This window comes from Shewanella sp. YQ_9 (assembly GCF_043103185.1).
GTDB lineage: Bacteria > Pseudomonadota > Gammaproteobacteria > Enterobacterales > Shewanellaceae > Shewanella > Shewanella algae.
On record NZ_JBICJO010000026.1, the window covers coordinates 174,742 to 191,764 of the forward strand.

Sequence of the window (17,023 nt, forward strand, 5' to 3'; positions counted from 1 at the left end):
CGCACTTGCCTTGATTAAGATCACAATTACCACTGGAAATCAGAGGGGTATATTCTATAAACTAGCGCATCCTGAGAAGGCCCCTTAAATTTAGGATAGATTTCACCTCGTGAGAGCGCGTCGCCAGGCCAAAAAGCTTCTGTTTGCCATTATGGCATGGACGGGAGCCATGGCAGCTTTTGTATTTTTTCGCTATGCCCAAACCACTGAGCTGCCTCAGTGGGCTGTCGGCTCGGCGGATCTCGCGACCCTGGCCGCCTACATGGGAGTAATTTTCGGCAGTCTGCATTGGATGTCGAACCTGATAGCCGATTTCAGTGCCATCAATCGCCTGCCCTACGTCTTCTCCGTCATCTTCAAAGGGCTGTTTCTGCTCTTGGGCGCCACCACTTTGGCCTATATGACCCAGTACCTCAATATGTGGGCCATAGAGAACCATATGGCAACCTTGAGGCAGATGCTGACAGTGCATATCCTCTATAGCCCCTCATTTCAGGCGCTAATCATCTATCTGGTGGTCGTACGGGTCGGGCTCGCCTTTATCGAACAGATGGCCCTGCTGGTGGGGCCAAGGATCCTGCTGAATATAGGTCTGGGTAAGTATCATAAGCCCAGATACGAGCAGCGACTGTTTCTCTATCTCGATATGGTGGCTTCCACCACCCATGCCGAATCTCTGGGGGATTACCGCTTCAGTCGACTGATCCAGGACAGCTTCAGCTTACTTTCCGACACAGTCACCAACAATGATGCCGAGATCTATCGTTACATGGGTGACGCTGTGCTCATTCACTGGCCATTGGAAGACGGCATCATCAACGACAGATGCATGAACATCTACTTTGAATTCAGCCAGCAGCTTAATTGGCAGCGACGCTATTTTGAAGAGCATTACGGCTTTGTTCCCAAATTCAAGGCGGCGGCCCACTGCGGCCAAGTGGTGGCTGCCGTGGTCGGGGTGCAAAAGCAGGAGATCAGTTTCTTCAGCGACGTGCTCAACACCTTGGCGAGACTGCAGGATCAGTGTAATCCCTTAGGACAAAGAATGCTGCTCTCCGGCGCGCTGGTAGCGAGGCTGGAAAACGACGACAGTGAGTATCAGCTCACCAATCTGGGACCGGTCAAGCTCAAGGGAAAACAACACTCCATTGAAGTTTTCGGGGTTAAGCCCAAACAAGGTAATCAGTCATAAAAAAACGGCCCATCAAAGGGCCGTTTTTTATTGTTATGGATTGAATCCAAGCCTAAACCTGCTGCTGCAGCAGTTGCTGGATCTCCAACCCCAAAGTTCTGAAGGTCAGGATCCGGCTGGTTGTCTGACGCCACACCAGGCCTATCTCACGAAATGGTGCCTCCCCTGGAGGGCTCATCACCGCAAGATCCGTGTCTTTCAATATCCCTGCATCTATTGCCATCTGCGGCAGGAAAGTCGTGCCCAGTTTACTGTTCACCATCTGTACCAAGGTATGCAGACTGGTGGCGGCGAAAGGATTGACCTTGGCGCTGTCACCCAGCTGGCAGGCACTGATGGCATGCCCGGTAATGCAGTGCTCACTCTGCAACAGAAAAATACTCTCATCCGGCAGCGCCTGATAGTCCACCGGCTCATGAATGTCGGCAGACAAGTCCTTGTGCACCACCATCTTGAAAGGGTCAATACCCACCTTCATGCTGTGGTAGCCGGAAGTATCGGCCGGCAGAGCCAACAACAACAGATCCAACTCGCCCTTACCCAAGGCAGTCAACAAACGCTCTGTGGTGTCCTCTTTGAGCAGCAGACTCAGATCTGGATAGGACTTCTGGCACTGCTTAACTACACGGCTCAGCAGGAACGGGGCAATGGTGGGAATACAGCCAAGCCGAATCTCCCCTGTCATGGGGGCGCCTTGGTTCTTCACCAGCTCCACCAGATCGTCGACATCGGTCAGAATCTTCAGCGAACGCTGCACCACTTCTTCACCAATAGCGGTAAACATAAAGGACTTGTGGTCCCGCTCGATCAGCTGATAGCCCAACTGCTCTTCCAGATTCTGGATCCCGCTGGAGAGTGTCGATTGGCTCACATGGCACACCTTGGCCGCCCGGTTGAAGTTCTGCTCCTGATGCAGATTCACCAGATAATAGAGGTTTTTCAAACTGGGTAAGTGTTTCATTTTGTCGATTACCAATTGAGTAATGCATTAGAAAGTTCTATCTAATCTAACACAAAAAGTCTGCCGAGCAGCAGTATCAAATCAGGAGTGTGACCGAGGCGATAAATCATCCAGGTAAGAAATCCATTGCTGATGCGGAAATAGCAGAAAACCCAAGCCTTGACGGCTAAGGTTCAGGTATTAGAAAAGGGGTAGTGGCGGGAGTTTCTGAGTACCTTGGCAGCGCCGGAGCTTCTCTCCGGCACCCAAGGCCGGAATTTATGCTTTGGCTTCGAGGAAAGACTTAAGTTGCTGCAGATCTTCACCGGCATGTTCAACAATGATTGTCAGCCACTCTTTGTGCCCGGCTTCCCATTCTGCTTCTTCACCGTGTTGCAGTTGCTGTGCTGTCTGTTGGATCCGTTTCAATCCTACAGAGCCGGCAGCACCTTTGAACTTGTGAGCCTCGGCACACAGGGTATCCTTGTCTCCGGCCGCCTCGGCCTTTTGCAGGTTCGCGACATACTCTGGCAGCAACTGTTCAAATAACACCACACTCTTGAGTAAGGTGCCGGCACCTATAGCACTACAGTACTGCTCCAGGGTATTGAGATCTAAGATAGTATCCAGTTCAGTTGTGGCCATGAAGGCGCTCCTCGAATGTGTCAGATTTACCACATCATACCCGCTAAAATTGCAGGTGCAACTTATAGGCGTCAAACGGGTCAAAACTTTCTTGCATTTAACATAAGTGATACAAAAAGCGAGAACAACTCATACAAAAGTTTATAGGCTATTGATTTAAATTGATTAACCCAGAGCCCTGCCCGCCCTTGGCCGCCAACTCATCCACCAGTGCTACCAAACCTATCCAGCGCTGAGCGCACCAATCCGGCGCCAGCAACACGGGACGACTGGCATAGGCGGTCACCCGATGAAACACTATCTCTTTTGGCGTATGACGGATCAACTGCGCCGCACTGATAACATACTCCTCAAGTGTCGGCGGCTGCAACCTGCCCGCTTCCCAGGCCTTGGCCATGGTACTGCCGGCCACTATATGCAGGGGGTGCAGTTTAAGACCATCCACTCCAGAGTCCAAAACCGCATCCAGAGTTTGTAGATGCTCCGTCATACCTTCTCCCGGGAGTCCGAGGATCAGATGAGTACACACCTTGAGTCCGCGACTACGGGCTCGTAAGACGGCGTCCTGATAGACGGCAAAGTCATGGCCACGGTTAATCCGTTTGAGCGTGGCATCGTGAGCACTCTGTAAACCCAGCTCCAACCAGACTTCACTGCCGTTTTGTTGATATTGCGCCAGCAGATCAAGCACTCTATCCGGTACGCAATCCGGGCGGGTACCGACACACAAACCCACTACCTGCTCGCTCTGCAGCGCCTCATCGTATTTACGCTTGAGCTCGGCATACTCTTCATAGGTACTGGTATAAGCCTGGAAGTAAGCCAAAAACCGCGAAGCCTTTGCCTGCATCTTCTGTTTGCCGGCCTCGAGCTGAGCCGCAATCGACAAGTCGGTTCCATGTTCATGACTGAAGGATGCGACATTACAGAAAGTGCAACCACCGCGCCCCAGAGTTCCGTCGCGATTGGGACAGGTAAAACGCGCATCCAGAGTCAGCTTTTGTAACCGTTGACCAAATTGTTGCCGGCAGTATTGACCAAAGGTAGTGACAAAGTCGTCCAGTCCCATTTGCTTCTCTCAAAAAAGTCGCCAGTCTAACGACTCCTGTTCAGGGCCGCTCTGCTCCAGGTCAATTTATGTCACAAATGACTGCTGCTTTTGCTGGTGATCGAAGACCAATTCGATTGGATGCAACCCGATCCAGCTCACACTTTTATGAATATTTAGTCACTCCAGGCAATTTTTTAACGCAAGAGACAATCAGGCTAGAAATCAGTTTTTCTTCTGCAAGGATAATTCGAGGCTATTTGTTAAAATTAAGTGAACATCAAATCACCCCAAAGTAGATTTTCTTTTCATTCATAGTGTTATACAGCTCAATTTTCAGTTTACGTTAACGTAATGCAATTAAAGATTCTGTATGAAACACCCCAAATATCATCAAATATATGCAATATTTAGGTTTGACCTTTAGCAAGTCTCAGGATAATTTGGATGGTTCGGGTGCATATCTATAGAGTTTGGTACTCTCTCCCGAGTAGTAATAGTGATGTTAAGGGAGGTTTTGTATGAGCTTGTATCATCCCAGTTTCGAGCGGGATAACTGTGGTTTTGGATTGATAGCCCAGATGGATGGCGAAGCCAGCCATCGCATTGTTCGCACGGCAATCCATGGCCTCGACCGCATGAAACATCGTGGTGGTATTGCAGCTGACGGACGCACTGGCGACGGTTGCGGTTTGCTGATGCAAATGCCCACAGGATTCTTTGAGGCCATTGCGGCCGAGCAGGGCTGGCATCTCAGCCGTAAGTTCGCCGTTGGCATGCTGTTTTTAAACCAGGACGAAACCCTGGCAGCCGAAGCCAGAATATTGCTTGAGCGGGAACTGGAGAAAGAGACCCTGAGTATTGCCGGCTGGCGTCCGGTTCCGGTTAACCCGGAAGTGCTCGGCGAGATAGGCAAGTCCAGTTTGCCGCAAATTTGGCAAGTGCTCATCAATGCTCCCATTGGCTGGCGTGAAAAAGATCTGGAGCGGCGCCTCTATATGGCTCGGCGCCGCCTCGAGCAGCAATTGACCCAGGATAAAGACTTTTATGTAGCCAGCCTTTCCGGCCAGGTCATTGTCTACAAAGGCTTGATGATGCCGGCCGATCTGCCGGCCTTTTATCCGGATCTGGCCGATATTAGGCTGCAAAGCTCTATCTGCCTGTTCCACCAGCGCTTCTCGACCAACACCTCACCCAAGTGGCCACTGGCACAGCCGTTCCGTTTTCTGGCCCACAATGGCGAGATCAATACCATCACGGGTAACCGCCAATGGGCTCGGGCGCGGGCTTACAAGTTCAACTCACCGCTGCTGCCTGACTTGCAGCAGGCCGCCCCGTTTGTCAATGAAACCGGCTCAGATTCGTCGTCACTGGACAATATGCTGGAGATGCTGCTGGCCGGCGGCATGGACCTTTACCGCGCCATGCGTTTGCTTATCCCGCCTGCATGGCAGAGTAACCCCGAGATGGATGAAGAGCTCAAGGCCTTCTATGACTTTAACTCCATGCACATGGAGCCTTGGGATGGCCCGGCAGGGATAGTCATGACCAACGGTCGCCACGCCGCCTGCGCGGTTGATCGCAACGGGCTGCGGCCATCACGCTATGTGATCACCAAAGACAGAATTCTCACTCTGGCCTCGGAAGTGGGTATCTGGGACTATGGCCCGGATGAAGTGATTGAAAAAGGCCGGGTCGGCCCGGGTGAACTTTTGGTGCTCGACACCCTCAGCGGCCGTCTTTATCAGTCATTCGAAATCGATAACGACCTCAAACGTCGTCACCCCTATAAGGAGTGGATGGCAAAGAATAGTCAGACTCTGGTACCGGCTGAGCAACTGTCGCCGCAGGATCAGGGCGTCAGTGAATTCAACCAGGGCACTTTGCTGCAGTACCAGAAGCTGTTCGGCTACAGCCGAGAAGAACTTGAGCAAGTGATCTGGGTACTGGCCAGCAAAGGCGAAGAAGCCACCGGCTCCATGGGCGATGACACTCCGATGGCAGTGCTGTCGAAGAAACAGCGCTCGCTGTATGACTATTTCCGGCAAAAGTTTGCCCAGGTCACCAACCCGCCGATCGATCCGCTGCGGGAGAAACATGTGATGTCGCTGGCCACCTGTATCGGCCGCGAGCAGAACCTGTTTAACGAAACCACGGGACACGCCTATCGGGTGATGTTCAACTCGCCTATCTTGCTGTTCAGTGACTTCAACCAACTGCTGAGTCTGGACAGCACCTATTACCGTGCCAACAAGGTTGATCTTAACTATCCGGCCTCCGAAGGCCTGAGTCAGGCAATCAAACGGATCACGGATGAAGCCGAGCGCCTGGCACGCACCGGCACCACCCTGATAGTGCTCTCGGATCGCGCCGTCAGCAAAGACACCCTGGTCATTCCGGCCGCCATGGCGGTAGGTTCAGTACAACAGATGCTGGTGAACAAGAGCCTGCGCTGTGACACCAACATCATAGTGGAGACGGCCTCGGCCCGGGATCCGCACCATTTCGCGGTACTGCTGGGCTTTGGCGCTACGGCCATTTACCCCTATCTGGTGTACGAGTCCATTGCCGAACTCGCCAAGCGCCATCAGGCCGAGGATATCGTTAATCTGATGCTCAACTTCCGCTACGGCATTGAGAAAGGGCTGCGCAAGATCATGTCCAAGATGGGGATCAGCACAGTCGCCTCCTATCGCTGCAGCCAGCAGTTTGAGGCCATAGGCCTGGCCGACGAGGTAATTAAACAATGCTTCAACGGCGTGGTCAGCCGTATTCAGGGTGTGGGTTTCGATGGTATAGAAGCCGATCAGCAACTGCTGAGTCAGGCGGCCTTCCGCCCCCATGTACCGCTGCCGCAGGGCGGTTTGCTCAAGTACGTTGAGGGCGGCGAATACCACTGCTTTAACCCGGATGTGGTCAACACCCTGCAACGGGCTCTGAAAGAGGTGGATTACCCGCTCTATAAACGGTTTGCCGAGTTGGTAGACCAAAGGCCTGTCGCCACCTTGAGGGATCTGCTGAGCATCAAACAGCAGCGCGAGAGCATAGCGATCAAGGATGTGGAAGGGGCCAAGACACTCTTCCCCAGATTCGACAGCGCCGCCATGAGTATCGGCGCCCTGAGCCCGGAAGCTCACGAAGCGCTGGCCATCGCCATGAACCGTCTCGGCGGTCGCTCAAACTCGGGCGAAGGCGGCGAAGATGCCAGCCGATTCAACAGCGAGCGCAATTCGGCCATCAAGCAGATAGCCTCTGGCCGCTTTGGGGTTACCGCCCATTATCTGATTAACGCCGAAGTGTTGCAGATCAAGGTCGCCCAGGGTGCCAAGCCCGGTGAAGGCGGTCAGCTGCCCGGTCATAAGGTCAGTGTTGAAATCGCCGGCCTCAGGCACGCCCGCCCGGGCGTGACACTGATATCACCGCCGCCGCACCACGATATTTACTCCATCGAGGATTTGGCGCAGCTGATCTTCGACCTCAAGCAGATAAACCCCAAGGCGCTTATCTCGGTTAAGCTGGTCTCTGAGCCAGGCGTTGGCACCATAGCCACAGGGGTCGCCAAGGCCTATGCCGATATGATTACCGTTTCCGGCTACGATGGCGGCACAGGCGCCAGCCCACTGACTTCGGTCAAGTATGCCGGCAGCCCTTGGGAGCTTGGCCTTGCCGAAGTTCACCAGTCTCTGGTGGCCAATGGTCTGCGACACAAAATACGCCTGCAGGTGGATGGTGGTCTCAAGACTGGCACAGATGTTATCAAGGCGGCCTTACTGGGTGCCGAAAGCTTCGGCTTTGGCACTGTGCCCATGATAGCGCTCGGCTGCAAATACCTGCGTATCTGCCACCTCAACAACTGTGCCACCGGGGTCGCCACTCAAGACAAGACCTTGAGAGACAAGCACTATCATGGCTTGCCCGAGCGAGTGATGACTTACTTTGAGTTTGTCGCCGAAGAGGTGCGTGAATGGATGGCCAAGCTGGGGGTCAGTGAGTTTGAACAATTGGTAGGACGCAGCGATTGGCTGCAGGCCATCGAAGGCCAGACCGCCAAGCAGCAGGGACTGGATCTGACCCCTATCCTGTTCAAACCCGAAGTATTGCCAAGCACCAATCTGACCTGGAAAGAGACCAACACGCCGGCAGATCCCGGCAGCCTGAACCAGGAACTGCTGGCCAAGTGCGCCGAGCGCGCCACCAAGGGTGAAGGTTTCGATGTCTGCTTCCCCATCAATAATACCGACCGCTCGGTAGGCGCCGCGCTTTCGGGCCATATTGCGGCAACCTGGGGCGTAAAAGGCTGTCCCAAGCCGATAAGGCTCAGCTTCAACGGCAGCGCCGGTCAGAGTTTCGGGGTCTGGAACAGCCCTGGACTCGAGCTGTCACTGTGCGGCGACGCCAACGACTATGTGGGTAAAGGTATGTCCGGCGGCAAAATCGCCATCTATCCGCCGCTCGGCAGCGCCTTCCAATCCGAGCGCAGCGCCATTGTCGGTAATACCTGTCTCTATGGCGCCACCGGCGGCAAGCTGTTTGCGGCGGGACGAGCCGGTGAGCGTTTCGCGGTCAGAAATTCAGGGGCGCTGGCGGTAGTTGAAGGGGTCGGTGACAACGGCTGTGAATATATGACAGGCGGCATAGTGGTGGTGCTGGGTACCACGGGCGTCAACTTTGGCGCCGGTATGACCGGCGGTTTCGCCTATGTGTTCGACCAATTCGGCCGCTTCAACCGTAGGGTCAATACCGAACTGGTCGACACCCTCAAGCTGGAGTCGCCGATTCATCAGCAACACCTCAAAGGGCTGATAGAGCAGCATGTGGCCGAGACCGGCAGTGAACACGCCAGTGCCATTCTCAGTGAGTTTGAAAACTGGCTCGATTGTTTTGTCCTGGTCAAGCCCAAGAATATTCAGGTTTCGGATCTGCTCAAACTGGAACAACCGAGCCCGGAACTGGCCGTAAAAGCGGGGTAAGCGAGCATGAGTAACGATTTTCAGTTTATCGAAGTGGGTCGTATCGACCCGATCAAGCAGGCTATCTCACGCCGCAAGACAGAGTTTATTGAGATTTACCAACCCTTTGCCCAGGCGCAGGTCGACCAGCAGGCAGACCGCTGCCTGGACTGTGGTAACCCTTACTGCGAGTGGAAATGCCCGCTGCACAACTATATCCCCAACTGGCTCAAGCTGGCCAAACAGGGACGTATCCTGGAAGCGGCAGACCTGGTGCATGAAACCAATACCCTGCCGGAGGTCTGCGGCCGAGTCTGCCCGCAGGACAGGCTATGTGAAGGCGCCTGTACCCTGAATGATGATTTCGGCGCCGTCACCATAGGCAATGTGGAAAAATACATCACGGATACCGCCATCGCCCAAGGCTGGCGCCCGGACATGAGCCAGGTGACGCCCAGAAGCGAGCGGGTCGCCATCATAGGCGCGGGGCCGGCCGGTCTTGGCTGCGCCGATATCCTGGCCCGCAACGGAGTCAAGGCGGTGGTCTTTGACAAGTACCCTCAGATAGGCGGCCTGCTGACCTATGGTATTCCCGCCTTTAAGCTCGACAAGTCAGTGATGGCTACCCGCCGCAACGTGATGGAAGGCATGGGGATAGAGTTCCGCCTCGGCGTCACAGTCGGCCAGGATATTCCCTTTGCCGAGTTGCTGGCCAACTTCGATGCCGTGTTCCTCGGCATGGGTACCTATAACGCCATGCAGGCGGGCCTGCCCGGTGAAGAGGCCGAAGGGGTTATTCAGGCCCTGCCCTACCTGATTGCCAACACCCGAGAGTTAATGGGGCAAGCCGATCCGGCGCAGCCCTATATCGACCTCAAGGGCAAGAAGGTAGTAGTACTCGGCGGCGGTGATACCGCCATGGACTGTGTGCGCACGGCGGTGCGCCAAGGCGCCGAATCTGTTATCTGTGCCTATCGCCGCGACGAGGAGAATATGCCGGGTTCGCGCCGTGAGGTGCAAAATGCCCGCGAAGAAGGGGTCGAGTTCCTGTTTAATCGCCAGCCGGTGGCGATTGCTACAGACGATGGCAAGGTCAAGGGAGTCGAATTTGTTGAAACCGCGCTAGGCAACGCCGATGCCAGTGGTCGTCGGCGTCCTGAGCCCATCCCGGGCAGCGACCAGCTGCTGGACGCCGACGCCGTGATTGTAGCCTTCGGTTTCCAACCCAGCCCGGCGCCCTGGTTTGCCGAGTTTGATATCGCCCTGGATCAATGGGGCCGGGTAAAAGCCGAGAAAGAAGCGGCCAATCCGTTCCAAACCAGCAATCCTAAAGTGTTTGCCGGTGGTGACATGGTCAGGGGTTCAGATCTTGTGGTCACCGCCATCGCCGAAGGACGTGATGCGGCGCTTGGGATACTCAACTTCCTCAGCTGACAACTCAACACTTTGAGCGCATCCGGGAACCCACCTCCCGGGTGCGCTTTTTTTCATCTGTTCTACACTCCGGGAATAGCGCAGCCAAAGCCGTTTATTACATGCGGCCTGACTTCAGCGACCAGGCTGTCACCGGCTGACTTATTCGCACCATCCTTGGCTTGTGCTATATTAAGCCGCCCTCAGGCTCACTCAAGACATTTAAAGAAGGTTAAGCCATGAAAATCGGTATTATCGGCGCCATGGAGCCGGAAGTTGCTCACCTGATTGCCTCTTTGGAAAACCCACAGCACAGCAAGGTTGCCGGCATTGAATTTGTCAGCGGCACTCTGGTTGGCAAAGAAGTCATAGTTACCCGCTCCGGCATAGGCAAGGTTGCCGCCAGCATAGCGACCAGTCTGTTGATTGAAAAGTTCGCCCCGGATGCGGTCATCAATACCGGCTCGGCCGGTGGATTTGTCGATGCGCTGCAGATAGGTGACATAGTGATTTCCGATGAAGTCCGTTACCACGATGTCGATGTCACCGCCTTTGGCTATGAGATGGGCCAGATGGCGCAGCAACCGGCAGCCTTTATTCCTGATCACAAGCTGATGCTGGCGGCCAAACAGGCTATCGCAGGTTTGGGAGAGGTCAAAGCCATTGAAGGCCTTATCTGCACAGGTGACAGCTTTATTTGCGATCCCGAGCGCACCGCCGTCATGCTAAAGCATTTCCCCACCATGGCCGCCTGTGAAATGGAAGGCGCCGCCATTGCTCAGGTGTGTCATCAGTTCGGCGTGCCCTTTGTGGTGATCCGCTCTCTGTCCGATAATGCCAACAACGACTCTCCGGTCGACTTTGATGCCTATCTGGTCAAGGCAGGGCACCACTCGGCCCTGATGGTCATAGGCATGCTGCATCACCTTTAATTAAGGAGCACCGGAGCCCATGAGCCTGCCCTTCTACGAGCAGCTGCTGGCCTTAGACGGGCCCCTTATTCAGGGGTTTCTGGTGCTGTTTTTTGCCTTATTACTGGCGCGATTGGCGCCGCTGCCCCAGGCTTTTCAACCTCTGGCCTGGTTGAGCCACCTGGCCAAGTCACTGGCCGCCAAGGTCAAACGGGGCGACAGAGACGAAAGGCAGCAACTGATTGCCGGCTCTCTGGCCATTTTGCTGCTGGTGCTGCCATTTTGGTTAATCATCACCTTCCTGCTGGAACTGGCGGCATTCCCCTGGTTCTTTGAGTTTTTGATCCTCTATCTATGTCTCAACGATGCCTGTTTCATTCAGGAAGCCGAAGAGATATACCAGGCCCTCAGGCGGGGAGACAAACCGGCCGCCAGAGAGCTGCTCTCCCCCTGGGTCGCCCGCGACACTGCCGAACTATCCGAGGCTGGCATCGCCAAGGCTACCATAGAAAAGCTGGTGACTACTCCCATTCATGGCACTGTTACTGTGGTATTTTTCTTCTGCCTCGCCGGCGCGCCCATGGTGCTGCTGGTGAGAATGTTAAAACAGCTGGAGCAAAGCTGGTGGTGTCTGGATCCACAATACCGTTTCTTCGGTCGGCCCGTGTTTCTGGTCAATCAGGTACTGCTGTATATCCCGGCGCAGCTGTGGCGTTTTACCCTGGCGATTCAGGGCGGCCCCCAGGCACTGAAACTGATTTGGCAAACACCTCACAGCCGCTTTCCCATCGGCTTTAACTTCCAGGTGGCAACCATGGCGGCGTATGTATTGATGACAGAGCTTGGCGGACCACAAAAATATTCCGGCATCAAGGTTCAGGTGGAGAAAGTGGGCCCGGGCCCAGTGCCGGATCACAAGACCATTCCCAAGGCGATTTCACTGACATTTCGCACCTTCGCCATCTGGTTTGCTTTCGTCGTATTGTTACCTCTGATTTGGGTTTTGTTACGTTATTCACAAACGCTTTAAATTATTCATTTTCTCCTTATAATGCCTTCATTCCCCGCTTGCCACTGAGAAAACCGCCGTGCTGGACAATATGCATATCTCTTTGACGACCCCGGCACTGCTGTTTCCGGCTATTTCCCTGCTACTGCTGGCCTATACCAACAGATTTTTCTCGCTGGCCGCCTTGATCCGCACCCTGAGTGGCGGTGATAAACCCGTTGCTGCCGAACAGCTGAAAAACCTGCGCCGCCGCATCGTTATCATCCGCCGCATGCAGGAGGCCGGTGTCACCAGCTTCGCCCTGTGCGTACTGTGTATGATTTTTATCTATCTTGGCTTCAATACCACAGGCTCGGTGATTTTCGGCGCCAGTTTGCTGTTGCTGCTGTATTCCTTGATCCTGTCGGTGATTGAAATCCGTATCTCGGTTGATGCCCTCAACATTCATCTCAAAGAGATGAGCTAATGACGCTGTGGGTCTATAGCCTGGATCTGTTTGGTACCGCCGTATTCGCCCTTTCCGGCGCTCTGGCTGCCGGCCGGCACAGGATGGATCCATTCGGCGTTTTGGTGCTGGCAGCGGTCACCGCCATCGGCGGCGGCACCCTCAGAGACACAATTCTGGGCGCTCCGGTATTCTGGCTTCATGACCACAACTATCTCTACGTGATACTGCTGACCGTGGTGTTGACCTTGATTCTGGTACGCCGGCCCTGGCGTTTGCCCCCATCTAGCCTTGCCATAGCCGATGCCGTCGGCCTGGCACTCTTTACCGTTATCGGCGCCCAGAAGGCTCTGACAATGGAATACGGCGGTATGATAGCCGTAGTCATGGGCTTGATCACCGGAGTGGGAGGAGGCATTATTCGGGATCTGCTTTGCCGCCGGATCCCCATGGTGCTGCGTACCGAAATCTACGCCACGGCATCTATTCTGGGCGGTCTGGTGTACACCTGCAGCCTGCAGCTGAAACTCGAAGCCGAGGCGGCACTGATGCTGGCTTTTATCACAGCCTTGATAATTCGTCTGGCCGCCATACGTTGGCACCTGTCGTTACCTGCGTTTGACTTGAAGACCAAGAGAGAATGATTGTGCGTTATTTGGGGTTGATCCTGGCATTGTTAAGCTCACCATTGCTGGCCAACAGCGGCGATATGCCGCCGGAGCAGCAGATGGCCGTGCGCTATATCCATGCCCTAACCACTCACGACTATGATGAGCTGGCAACCTTTTACAATCGCGACAGTGTCTTCAACGACAAAACCGCAGATCGCAAATACACGGGTGGCAGGCACATCATAGAGTTTCTGGAGCGGGCCCACCGCGGCGTGCTCGAGTATCAATTCAACATAGAGCACATGTTCAACTCTGGCTCTCTGGTGGTGATGATAGGCAACTATCACTACAAGGGTCCGGGAGAACAATTCGGCAAACCGGGCAAAATCATAGACATCGCCATTCCCGGAGTGACCACACTAAAGCTGGATACCCTTAATCACAGGGTTAAAGAGCATATGGATCTGATGGACTATCAGACCATGGCGGACCAACTCTCGGCTCAGTAATCCTTGCCGGGAACCCGGCCTGTTTTTTACTGTCCAACCCTCTGAGTGCCAACAGCGAGATCAGGGTTCACTCTGATCCGAGAGGTAAAGATGAGTCGCTTATCCGTACTGGCTGCCCTGCCCCTGTGTTTCCCTTTGATGACTCAGGCCCAGGCAGCATTCAATGCCGAAGAAAAGTTTGAACCACCTCTGGTGGTTTCCTACGCTGCACAACCTGTAAATCGTTTCAATCAAAAGCTGTTGCAGGCGCAACATCAACAGGCTCCCTGGAGTCAAGATCCTGAAGGGATCAGCCGCCAATACTCAGGCTCGGCCTTTAAGTTCATTCGCATCAGTCACTCTCACGGCAAGACCCTGACCTACAATGTCAGCACCCAGGAAGGGCATCCTCAGATGCTGCTTATTCTGGCGCTCGATAACAATGCCGGCGACTGGTCAGTGGAAAAAGCCGTGCTCAGTTGGCGCTGCCAGAACAAGGTCTACTTTGGTACCGACAACTGCAGCCCGCCTCACAAACACTGAGCCTGATACAGGCAAGAAAAAACCCGGCCGTGCCGGGTTTGATATTTTAAGGGCTAAAACAAGCGCTTAGATTGAAGTACTAAATTGAAGTACTTTGGGCTCAGGCCAGTGTTACCTTGGCAAACTTACGCTTGCCGACCTGGAATACTGCGCATGTGCCGGCGTTCAGTACCAGCTTGCTGTCTTCAAGCTTGTCACCATCCATCTTCACCGCACCTTGTTTGATCATTCGCATGGCATCGGAGGTTGAACCAACCAGACCCGCCTCTTTCAGCAGATTGGCAATCGCCAGTCCTTCACCTGCTTCCAGAGTCAGCTCGGGAATATCATCCGGCATGGCACCCTTTTGGAAACGATTGATAAAGGCTTGATGGGCAGCCTCGGCTGCTTCTTCACTGTGGAAGCGACCGATAATCTCTCTCGCCAGGGCTATCTTGATATCCCTGGGGTTGGCACCGGCTTCGACATCGGCCTTGAACTGCTCGATTTCAGTCAGTGGACGGAAAGACAGCAGCTCCAGGTAACGCCACATCAACTCATCTGAGATAGACATTATCTTACCGAACATCTCATCCGGAGCTTCACTGACACCTATATAGTTGCCGGCAGACTTGGACATCTTCTTCACGCCGTCCAGCCCTTCCAGCAGTGGCATCATGATCACCGCCTGTGGCTTCATGCCCTCGGCTTTCTGCAACTCACGGCCCATCAGCAGGTTGAACTTCTGATCTGTACCGCCCAGTTCGACATCGGCGTTCAATGCCACTGAGTCATAACCCTGCAGCAGCGGGTACATGAACTCATGGATAGCAATCGATTGACCCGAGGCATAACGCTTCTTGAAGTCGTCGCGCTCCATCATGCGGGCCACTGTCTGACGGGAGGCCAGACGGATCATGCCGGCAGCGCCGAGATCTTCCAACCAGCTGGAGTTGAACTCAATCCGGGTCTTGGCAGGATCAAGAATCTTGAACACCTGTTCCTTATAGGTCTCGGCGTTGGCCAGCACCTGCTCACGGGTCAGTGGCGGGCGAGTACTGTTCTTGCCACTCGGGTCGCCGACCATACCGGTAAAGTCACCGATGAGGAAGATAACCTCGTGTCCCAGGTCCTGGAACAGTCTGAGTTTGTTGAGAATTACGGTATGGCCAAGGTGAATGTCCGGCGCAGTCGGGTCAGCACCCAACTTGATTTTCAGTGGTCGACCTTCTTTCAGCTTTTCCAGCAGATCCGCTTCGAGCAAAATCTCGTCGGTACCACGTTTAATTTCCGCCATTATTTGTGCTAAATCAGCCATCTCGCCAACAACTCCCAAGGCTCTTCAAATTCAAAGAGACTTATGTTACTTGTTAGCCAGCCTAAATGAAAGTGTGTACACTAAGGCAATATGCCCAAGAATTAAGAAATTGGTATCGGGGTCGATGGCAAAGCTTATTACTCTCTTCAGACTGCTGCCCAGAAAGCATCAAATCCTGCTCAGTATTTTAACCACCATTACCTTGATAACCCTGTTGCTTCCCTCTGACGAAGCCGAGGCATCGAAAAACAGCGCCGGCCCGCAAACCCAGGTACGTTACCAAGTGCCACTGGCCTTTCGTACTCCCACCTCACCTACAGCCCAGCAAGTGGTTGAAAGCGGGCAACATCCGGATTCAGAAGCCGCCGCCGAGGCGCTGACAGAGAGACTAAATCAACAGGCAGAAGCCGCGCTTGAGGTTCCCGAACAAACCAGTCCAGCCATTGCCGAGCTGGAACACTTCGAGATTAAAAGCGGCGACACCCTGGCGGCACTCTTCAGCCGCGCCTCACTTACCGCCAGAGAAGTTCACGACATTACCCAACTGCCACTGGCAAAGAAAAACCTGCTGAAGATAATGCCAGGTGACGAAGTCGCCATAGGCAAAAACGCCGATGGCGAGCTGCAGGAGCTAAGATACCGCCTCGATGCCGTATCCACCCTGATAGTCCGCAAACAGGGCAAGAGTTATGAAGAAGAACTGGCGGTAAAAACCGTTGAGACCCGGGATAAATTCGCCCGCGCCAATATCAAGAGCAACTTCTGGAATGCCGGTGTCGAAGCCGGACTGACACCGGCGCAGATTATGCAACTGGCCACCATATTCGGCTGGGATGTCGACTTTGCCCTGGATATCCGCGAGGGTGACAGCTTTGCCCTCATGTATGAAGAAGAATATGCCGACGGCGAGTTTCTGCGTAACGGCAATATATTGGCCGCCGAATTTATCAACCAGGGCGAGCGTTACACTGCGGTAAGATACAAAGACGGTAACTACTATTCAGAGGAAGGCCGTAGCATGCGCAAGGCGTTCCTGCGCTCACCGGTTGACTTCAAGTATGTGAGTTCCAACTTCAACCCTCGCCGTCTGCATCCTGTTACCGGTCAGGTGAAGGCCCATCGCGGGGTAGATTATGTTGCCGCCATAGGCACTCCCATCAAAGCGGCCGGTAGCGGCCGGGTGGTCAAGGCCGGCTACAATCAATACAACGGTAACTATGTGTTTATCAAACACAACGAAACCTATACCACCAAATACCTGCACCTCAACAAGCGTAAGGTTAACCAGGGTGAAAGCGTCAAACAGGGACAGATCATAGGTACCCTAGGCCGTACAGGTCGGGTAACAGGCGCACATCTGCACTATGAGTTTATCGTCAACGGTGTACACAGAAATCCACGCACTGTGGATCTCCCCAAGGCTGAAGCTATTGCCAAGAGCGAACGTGTCGCCTTCCAACAACTCAGTAGCCAATTGATGGCCACTCTGCTGCGCAACAAACAAGTTCAGGTTGCGATGCAATAACAGGGAC

14 protein-coding genes are annotated in these 17,023 nt (G+C 54.1%); 10 read left to right on the forward strand and 4 right to left on the reverse strand.

Annotated features, from left to right (window positions below):
• The first annotated feature begins 109 nt into the window (after nucleotides 1-109).
• Nucleotides 110-1,192 (forward strand): adenylate/guanylate cyclase domain-containing protein, encoded by a 1,083-nt coding sequence (locus ACF8D4_RS07985; protein WP_025010540.1) that lies wholly within the window; start codon nucleotides 110-112, stop codon nucleotides 1,190-1,192.
• Between the two features lie 52 nt (nucleotides 1,193-1,244).
• Here ACF8D4_RS07985 and oxyR read toward each other — a convergent pair whose 3' ends face one another.
• From oxyR to ACF8D4_RS08000, 3 genes are all read right to left on the reverse strand, one after another.
• On the reverse strand, nucleotides 1,245-2,153 hold the full coding sequence (gene oxyR / locus ACF8D4_RS07990; RefSeq protein WP_028779775.1) for a hydrogen peroxide-inducible genes transcriptional activator OxyR: 909 nt from the start codon (nucleotides 2,151-2,153) through the stop codon (nucleotides 1,245-1,247).
• A 258-nt stretch (nucleotides 2,154-2,411) separates the two neighbouring features.
• Nucleotides 2,412-2,777 carry an Hpt domain-containing protein gene (locus ACF8D4_RS07995; protein WP_025010539.1) on the reverse strand — a complete coding sequence of 122 codons (366 nt, stop codon included), beginning with the start codon at nucleotides 2,775-2,777 and terminating at the stop codon, nucleotides 2,412-2,414.
• A 148-nt stretch (nucleotides 2,778-2,925) separates the two neighbouring features.
• Nucleotides 2,926-3,846: a TIGR01212 family radical SAM protein gene (locus ACF8D4_RS08000; protein ID WP_025887834.1), complete on the reverse strand. Its 921-nt coding sequence runs from the start codon at nucleotides 3,844-3,846 to the stop codon at nucleotides 2,926-2,928.
• Nucleotides 3,847-4,346: 500 nt separating this feature from the next.
• On the opposite strand from ACF8D4_RS08000, the gene gltB reads away from it, so the two are divergent.
• The 8 genes from gltB (at nucleotide 4,347) to ACF8D4_RS08040 (ending at nucleotide 14,194) form a co-directional block, all read left to right on the forward strand.
• Nucleotides 4,347-8,795 carry a glutamate synthase large subunit gene (gene gltB, locus ACF8D4_RS08005; RefSeq protein ID WP_392464891.1) on the forward strand — a complete coding sequence of 1,483 codons (4,449 nt, stop codon included), beginning with the start codon at nucleotides 4,347-4,349 and terminating at the stop codon, nucleotides 8,793-8,795.
• A 6-nt stretch (nucleotides 8,796-8,801) separates the two neighbouring features.
• On the forward strand, nucleotides 8,802-10,208 hold the full coding sequence (locus ACF8D4_RS08010; protein WP_392468575.1) for an FAD-dependent oxidoreductase: 1,407 nt from the start codon (nucleotides 8,802-8,804) through the stop codon (nucleotides 10,206-10,208).
• A gap of 218 nt (nucleotides 10,209-10,426) precedes the next feature.
• Entirely contained in the window at nucleotides 10,427-11,119 is a 693-nt protein-coding gene (locus tag ACF8D4_RS08015; protein ID WP_045283528.1) for a 5'-methylthioadenosine/adenosylhomocysteine nucleosidase, read from the forward strand.
• A gap of 19 nt (nucleotides 11,120-11,138) precedes the next feature.
• The gene (locus ACF8D4_RS08020; RefSeq protein WP_144159506.1) at nucleotides 11,139-12,128 is read left to right on the forward strand and encodes a cobalamin biosynthesis protein; all 990 of its coding nucleotides are present in this window, start codon (nucleotides 11,139-11,141) and stop codon (nucleotides 12,126-12,128) included.
• A 70-nt stretch (nucleotides 12,129-12,198) separates the two neighbouring features.
• Nucleotides 12,199-12,573, forward strand: coding sequence for a DUF2721 domain-containing protein (locus ACF8D4_RS08025; protein WP_025010535.1), 375 nt, complete (start codon nucleotides 12,199-12,201; stop codon nucleotides 12,571-12,573).
• A complete protein-coding gene (locus tag ACF8D4_RS08030) occupies nucleotides 12,573-13,196 on the forward strand; it encodes a trimeric intracellular cation channel family protein (protein WP_190532882.1) in 624 nt (207 codons plus the stop codon). The genes ACF8D4_RS08025 and ACF8D4_RS08030 overlap by 1 nt, the downstream gene beginning before the upstream one ends.
• A 2-nt stretch (nucleotides 13,197-13,198) precedes the next feature.
• A complete protein-coding gene (locus tag ACF8D4_RS08035) occupies nucleotides 13,199-13,672 on the forward strand; it encodes a nuclear transport factor 2 family protein (RefSeq protein WP_025010533.1) in 474 nt (157 codons plus the stop codon).
• 90 nt (nucleotides 13,673-13,762) lie between these two features.
• Nucleotides 13,763-14,194: a hypothetical protein gene (locus ACF8D4_RS08040; RefSeq protein WP_052678787.1), complete on the forward strand. Its 432-nt coding sequence runs from the start codon at nucleotides 13,763-13,765 to the stop codon at nucleotides 14,192-14,194.
• Between the two features lie 100 nt (nucleotides 14,195-14,294).
• On the opposite strand, the gene tyrS is transcribed toward ACF8D4_RS08040, so the two are convergent.
• A complete protein-coding gene (tyrS, locus tag ACF8D4_RS08045; protein WP_054744332.1) occupies nucleotides 14,295-15,491 on the reverse strand; it encodes a tyrosine--tRNA ligase in 1,197 nt (398 codons plus the stop codon).
• A gap of 124 nt (nucleotides 15,492-15,615) precedes the next feature.
• On the opposite strand from tyrS, the gene ACF8D4_RS08050 reads away from it, so the two are divergent.
• A complete protein-coding gene (locus ACF8D4_RS08050) occupies nucleotides 15,616-17,016 on the forward strand; it encodes a peptidoglycan DD-metalloendopeptidase family protein (RefSeq protein ID WP_045283526.1) in 1,401 nt (466 codons plus the stop codon).
• The last annotated feature ends 7 nt before the right edge of the window (nucleotides 17,017-17,023 follow it).

Excerpts from the sequence above, each read along its gene's own strand:
- oxyR (WP_028779775.1), bottom strand. The coding sequence starts at position 2,153 with ATGAAACACTTACCCAGTTTGAAAAACCTCTATTATCTGGTGAATCTG.
- ACF8D4_RS07995 (WP_025010539.1), bottom strand. The coding sequence starts at position 2,777 with ATGGCCACAACTGAACTGGATACTATCTTAGATCTCAATACCCTGGAG.
- ACF8D4_RS08000 (WP_025887834.1), bottom strand. The coding sequence starts at position 3,846 with ATGGGACTGGACGACTTTGTCACTACCTTTGGTCAATACTGCCGGCAA.
- gltB (WP_392464891.1), top strand. The coding sequence starts at position 4,347 with ATGAGCTTGTATCATCCCAGTTTCGAGCGGGATAACTGTGGTTTTGGA.
- ACF8D4_RS08010 (WP_392468575.1), top strand. The coding sequence starts at position 8,802 with ATGAGTAACGATTTTCAGTTTATCGAAGTGGGTCGTATCGACCCGATC.
- ACF8D4_RS08015 (WP_045283528.1), top strand. The coding sequence starts at position 10,427 with ATGAAAATCGGTATTATCGGCGCCATGGAGCCGGAAGTTGCTCACCTG.
- ACF8D4_RS08020 (WP_144159506.1), top strand. The coding sequence starts at position 11,139 with ATGAGCCTGCCCTTCTACGAGCAGCTGCTGGCCTTAGACGGGCCCCTT.
- ACF8D4_RS08025 (WP_025010535.1), top strand. The coding sequence starts at position 12,199 with ATGCATATCTCTTTGACGACCCCGGCACTGCTGTTTCCGGCTATTTCC.
- ACF8D4_RS08030 (WP_190532882.1), top strand. The coding sequence starts at position 12,573 with ATGACGCTGTGGGTCTATAGCCTGGATCTGTTTGGTACCGCCGTATTC.
- ACF8D4_RS08040 (WP_052678787.1), top strand. The coding sequence starts at position 13,763 with ATGAGTCGCTTATCCGTACTGGCTGCCCTGCCCCTGTGTTTCCCTTTG.
- tyrS (WP_054744332.1), bottom strand. The coding sequence starts at position 15,491 with ATGGCTGATTTAGCACAAATAATGGCGGAAATTAAACGTGGTACCGAC.
- ACF8D4_RS08050 (WP_045283526.1), top strand. The coding sequence starts at position 15,616 with ATGGCAAAGCTTATTACTCTCTTCAGACTGCTGCCCAGAAAGCATCAA.